Origin of the sequence: Halobacterium bonnevillei (assembly GCF_009831555.1) — an archaeon.
Lineage (GTDB): Archaea > Halobacteriota > Halobacteria > Halobacteriales > Halobacteriaceae > Halobacterium > Halobacterium bonnevillei.
The window spans coordinates 1-4358 of sequence record NZ_WUUU01000215.1 but is presented as its reverse complement, the minus strand read 5'-3'; the positions used below and the strand labels follow the sequence as shown (position 1 = coordinate 4358).

General features: G+C 69.4%; 5 protein-coding genes and 1 pseudogene. 1 reads left to right on the top strand and 5 read right to left on the bottom strand.

The window, feature by feature from the left end; genetic code table 11:
* Nucleotides 1-389, top strand: a 389-nt coding sequence (locus GRX66_RS19635; protein ID WP_325064173.1) for a thiamine-phosphate synthase family protein, incomplete at its 5' end; no start/stop codon positions are given.
* Here the strand turns inward: GRX66_RS19635 and npdG are convergent.
* The 5 genes and pseudogenes from npdG to GRX66_RS16870 form a co-directional block, all read right to left on the bottom strand.
* Nucleotides 360-1028 carry an NADPH-dependent F420 reductase gene (gene npdG, locus GRX66_RS16890; protein ID WP_159527559.1) on the bottom strand — a complete coding sequence of 223 codons (669 nt, stop codon included), beginning with the start codon at nt 1026-1028 and terminating at the stop codon, nt 360-362. The two genes, GRX66_RS19635 and npdG, sit on opposite strands and share 30 nt — an antisense overlap.
* A gap of 195 nt (nt 1029-1223) precedes the next feature.
* Nucleotides 1224-1655 (bottom strand): annotated as a pseudogene (locus tag GRX66_RS16885) (3,4-dihydroxy-2-butanone-4-phosphate synthase); the annotation flags it as partial.
* The gene (locus tag GRX66_RS16880) at nt 1639-2346 is read right to left on the bottom strand and encodes a DUF120 domain-containing protein (protein ID WP_159527557.1); all 708 of its coding nucleotides are present in this window, start codon (nt 2344-2346) and stop codon (nt 1639-1641) included. The gene GRX66_RS16880 and the pseudogene GRX66_RS16885, both read right to left, overlap by 17 nt.
* An 81-nt stretch (nt 2347-2427) precedes the next feature.
* Complete coding sequence (twy1, locus tag GRX66_RS16875) at nt 2428-3384, bottom strand: 4-demethylwyosine synthase TYW1 (protein WP_233745607.1); 957 nt, start codon at nt 3382-3384, stop codon at nt 2428-2430.
* A 62-nt stretch (nt 3385-3446) separates the two neighbouring features.
* The coding region (locus GRX66_RS16870) for a sensor histidine kinase (protein ID WP_159527556.1) at nt 3447-4358 on the bottom strand (912 nt) is incomplete at its 5' end.

The window sequence follows — 4358 nt, the reverse complement described above, 5'->3', positions numbered from 1 at the left end:
GCTGCGTGCCCGCTGGGACGTCGAAATCGTCGACGCGGACCGACGAACCCGCGGACGCCGACGGGACGATGGACTGGACGGCCAGCGAGGCCATGAGCGGCCGCGAACGCGCGCCGGACGCAGTCATCGACCGTGGCGCCGTCGGGAAGGAACCGATGGTCCGCGTCCTCGCAGCGGACGCCGCCGACCTCCTCGAGAAGTTCAGGACTGTCGCGTCGCTGGAGCGCGGCGAAACGCGGGCGCCGGACGACGAAGCCCCAGTCGCCGCAACCGACGATGGCGCCGACGAGGCGGCCATCGGCGATGGCACCGGTGACGACACCGACGACGATGCCGCTACCGGGGACGCTCGCGACGCGTCACTCGAAGGTGACGCCGACGTCGTGTAGGCCGTCGTTGTGGATGGCGAGGTTGATGAGCAGCGGCGTCAGCGACTCGACCTCCGCGGCGTTCGCTAGCGGGCCGGCGTCGAGCGCCCGCAGTCCCTCGATGCCCTCCGCGAGCGCGGCGACGTTGCGCTTGGCGTCCTCGTCGTCCCCGACGACCAGCGTGTCCAGGGAGAGCTCGACGTCGAGGTTCGCGAGCCGGTCCGCCGAGAGATTCTGGAACGCGCCGATCACGGTGACGTCGTCGGGCGCGGTTTCGACGACGAGTTCCGTGACGCTCCCCGCACTCGGCGGGTTGTAGCGAAAGCCGCCCGCGCCCTTCTGCATCCCGACCGCCGGCGACACCAGGAGGACGTCGTCGTCGAGGCGGTCGGCCACCTCCTCGACCACGTCGGCGACGTGGTACGGCGGCACCGCCAGCACGACGACGTCCGCTCGGTCCGCCGCCATCGCGTTCTCGAACCCCGTGATCTTCTTCTCGACGCCGCGGCTGTCCAGTTCCGTCTCGTACTCCTCGGCCTTCGCGCGCGCTCGCTCCGGGTCCCGTGATCCGACGACGACCTCGTGGTCGGTGTCGTAGGCCCACCGGAGCGCCAGCCCTTCGCCGATGTCGCCTGTCCCGCCGAGTAACGCGATTCGCATACCCTATCGTCGCCCGGCGACCGGTTAAGAATTGCGTGACCCACGCACGGGCTGGTGTGTCGTGGTTCGTCGACTCGCCGCGAGACAGTCCACCAGCCGACCGAACGCGGGTACCTACTCCGAGGAGACGACGTCCGGCAGGTCGTTCACGGAGTCCAGTACGCGGTCAGCGCCCGCGTCCTCGTACTTCTGGCGGCCTTCGGCGCGGAACTCCGACGCGAAGTCGACGCTCGCGGGGTCCGAGGCAGCGCGAGCGAGTTCCGTGATCGTGCGCGAGCGGTCGTCGTCCGTGATGCCGGTGTACGTGTCGCGGTGGTTCACGGGCAGCGAGAACGACGAGCGCTCGTCGTAGCCGAGGTGGCCGTGGTCGGCGACCGGGTGGTCGATGACGTCGCCGAGCAGCGGGAGGTCGAAAGCGTCCGCGACGTCGCTGGAGACCGCAACGCAGACGAGGCCGCCGGCGTCGTTCCGGAGGCGCGCGACGGCGTCGGGGGTGACGGCGCCGGCGGGGTAGAAGAGGTCGACTTCCCCTTCGCGGTCGGCGGCGTCGTGGACGAGCACGGGGTCGCCTGCCGCGAATGCCTCGACGGCGGCCTCGACGCGGGCGACGTTACTGCTCTTCGACATGGATGGTCACCTCGTCGTCGTCCAGCAGGCCCAGTTCCTCGCGGAGTTTCTCGGGCGCGATGAGTTCCGCCTGACTCTCGTCGTGGTGGGTGCGGTCAGGGACGATGACGTGGACGGGCGAGAACGTTTTGCCGTCGTCGTTCTCGACGGCCGCTGGGTAACAGGTCGCCGGGCCGTACGTGCGTTCCTCGTCCTCCCAGCCCTCGATGCGGACGCCGTCCATCGCCTCCAGCGCGGAGCGAGCGCGCTGGCTCTCCTGGTCGAGTTCGACGTTCAGCGTGCCGAGGTACGGCTCGTAGCCGAGTTTCGCCTCGAACTGCCGCATGTAGCCGGGGAGGCTGATGTAGTGGCGGCCCTCGCCCATGCCGCTGGTGACGGTGCCGGCGAGGTCGAGTTCGCCGGCGTCCTCGAAGATGCGCCGGTAGTCCTCGTACTCGCGTTCGAGCGTGCGCTCGCCGGTGTCCGTGATGGCGACCCACTGGCCGTCGTTGACGAGGTCGCGCTCCACCAGCTCGGACTCCTCGAGCGCCTGGAGGCGCCGGGAGGCCGTCTGGTTCGAGGCGTCGAGGCGGTCCGCGAGGTCCCCGCAGGAGACCTTTACTTCGCCGCGGCGCGCGCCGTCGAGCGCGAGCAGTTTCAGCACGGCGAGCTCGTCGAACCCGACCTCGCGCGTGCCCGTGGCTTTCGACATAGCTGGGAGTACTACAGCGCCCCGCATAAGAATACCGGAAGTGGAATGCGTTCCGTAATTGGGGAGCGTTTGGAGTGGGGGTCAGTCCGCAGTTGCGTCCGCCCAGAACTCCGAGTCCGCTTCGAGTTTCGGCACCCAGGTGTCGTGGTCCCGTGCCAACAGCGCCACCCTGGACACTTCCTGGTGCTTCAGGACCGAGTGCTCGGGCATGTTCGCCTGCACGGCCTCGGCGAACGCGAGGACGTCCTCGTGGTCCGGCATCGCCTCGCGGTCGAGGCGGTCCCTGGAGTCGCCGACGTGCATGTACGCCTTCAGTTCCACGAAGTCCGGGTCCGCGCGGTCGTAGAATCCCGCGTACCAGTCCGGGTTCGCCATGTTCTCTCCGCCGACGAGGGTCGTCCGCAGGACGGTCCGCGTCTCGTCCTTCTCGTAGAGGACGTCCATCGCGTCCACGAGTTTCTCCCACGCGTCGTCCTCCGTCGCGCCGACCACGTCGTCGAACGTCGCTCGCTCCGGCGCGTCAACGGACACGTACAGCTGCGTCGGGTCGCACTCCGCCAGCACCTCGGGGCGGGTGCCGTTCGACACCAGGAACGTCGTCAGGCCGCGGTCGTGGAACGCCTCCAGCAACTCGGGCAAGTACGGGTACAGCGTCGGTTCGCCGTCCAGCGAGATTGCGACGTGGCGCGGCTCCATCGCCTCGTCGAAGCGCGCTCTGGGGACCTCGTCGTTCCCGCCGAACCCCGAGAGCAGTTTCTTCTGGAGCGAAATCGAGGCGTCCACCACCGCCTCCGGGTCGTCCCACTCTACGCCGTCGAGTTCGTACGTGTGGCCGGCGTGGTCCCGCCAGCAGAACACGCAGCGCTCGTTGCACCGCACGACCGGCGTCATCTGGATGCAGCGATGCGACCGGATCCCGTAGAAGGCGTGCTTGTAGCAGGTGCCCTCGCCGCGGAGCGCGTTCGCCGTCCACCCGCAGGTCTGCGCGGCGGTGTGGTTCTCGTGGTGGTAGTCCGGGTCGTCCACCTGCTTCGGCATACCCCCGGATTCGGCCAGCGCGTGGAAAAACGTGGCGCTACCGACGGCGCGTCCTCCCGGATTCAGTCACGACGCTCGCGGCCGTCGGCGAACGCGACGTCCGAGAACTCGAAGCGCGCGCCGCCGTCCTCGCTGTCCGTGACCGCCAGCGTCCACCCGTGGGCGTCGCTGATTCGGTCGACGATAGCGAGGCCGAAGCCGGTGCCGTTCCGGGCCGATGAGTACCCGTGCTCGAGGACAGTCTCCCTGTCTTCGTCCGGGATGCCCGGACCGTCGTCCGCGACGTAGAAGCCGTCGCCGGCGTCCAGCGGACCGACCGTGACAGCGACGCCGTCACCACCGTGCTCCACCGCATTCCGGAGGAGGTTCTCGAGGAGCTGCCGGAGGCGGGACCTGTCGGCGACCACGACGCAGTCCGCGGTCGTCTCGACGGTCGCGTCGGCAGTCGAGACGCCCGCCCAGCACTCCTCGACGAGGTCCGGGAGCGCGACCGCTTCGGGGTCGTCGATGGACTCGCCCTGTCGCGCCAGCGACAGCAGGTCGTCGATGAGGTCCGCCATGCGGTCGTGCGCGTCGGCGACGTCCTGGAGGTTCTCGTTGTCGACCTCTCCGCGCGCGAGCTGGAGGCGGCCATCCGCGACGTTCAAGGGGGCCCGGAGGTCGTGGCTGACGATGCTCGTGAACTCGTCGAGGCGTTCGTTCTGGCGCTGCAGTTCGTCCGCGCGCGTCTCCGCCTCCGCTTCCCGGATGCCGATGGCGAGGCCGCCGATGGAGCCGAGCGCGACGGCGATGGCCTGCGTGCCCAGCGACCAGTCCACGTCCACGCCCGGGTGGGCTACGCGCAGGAGGGTGAACGCGAACATGGCGCCGACGCCGCCGAGACACCACGCCAGCACCCGGGGATAGAGGTCCGGGTCAACTCCGAGTTCGGCAGCCAGTGGGTGAGATACCACAGGACGAGTCCCGGCAGGCTC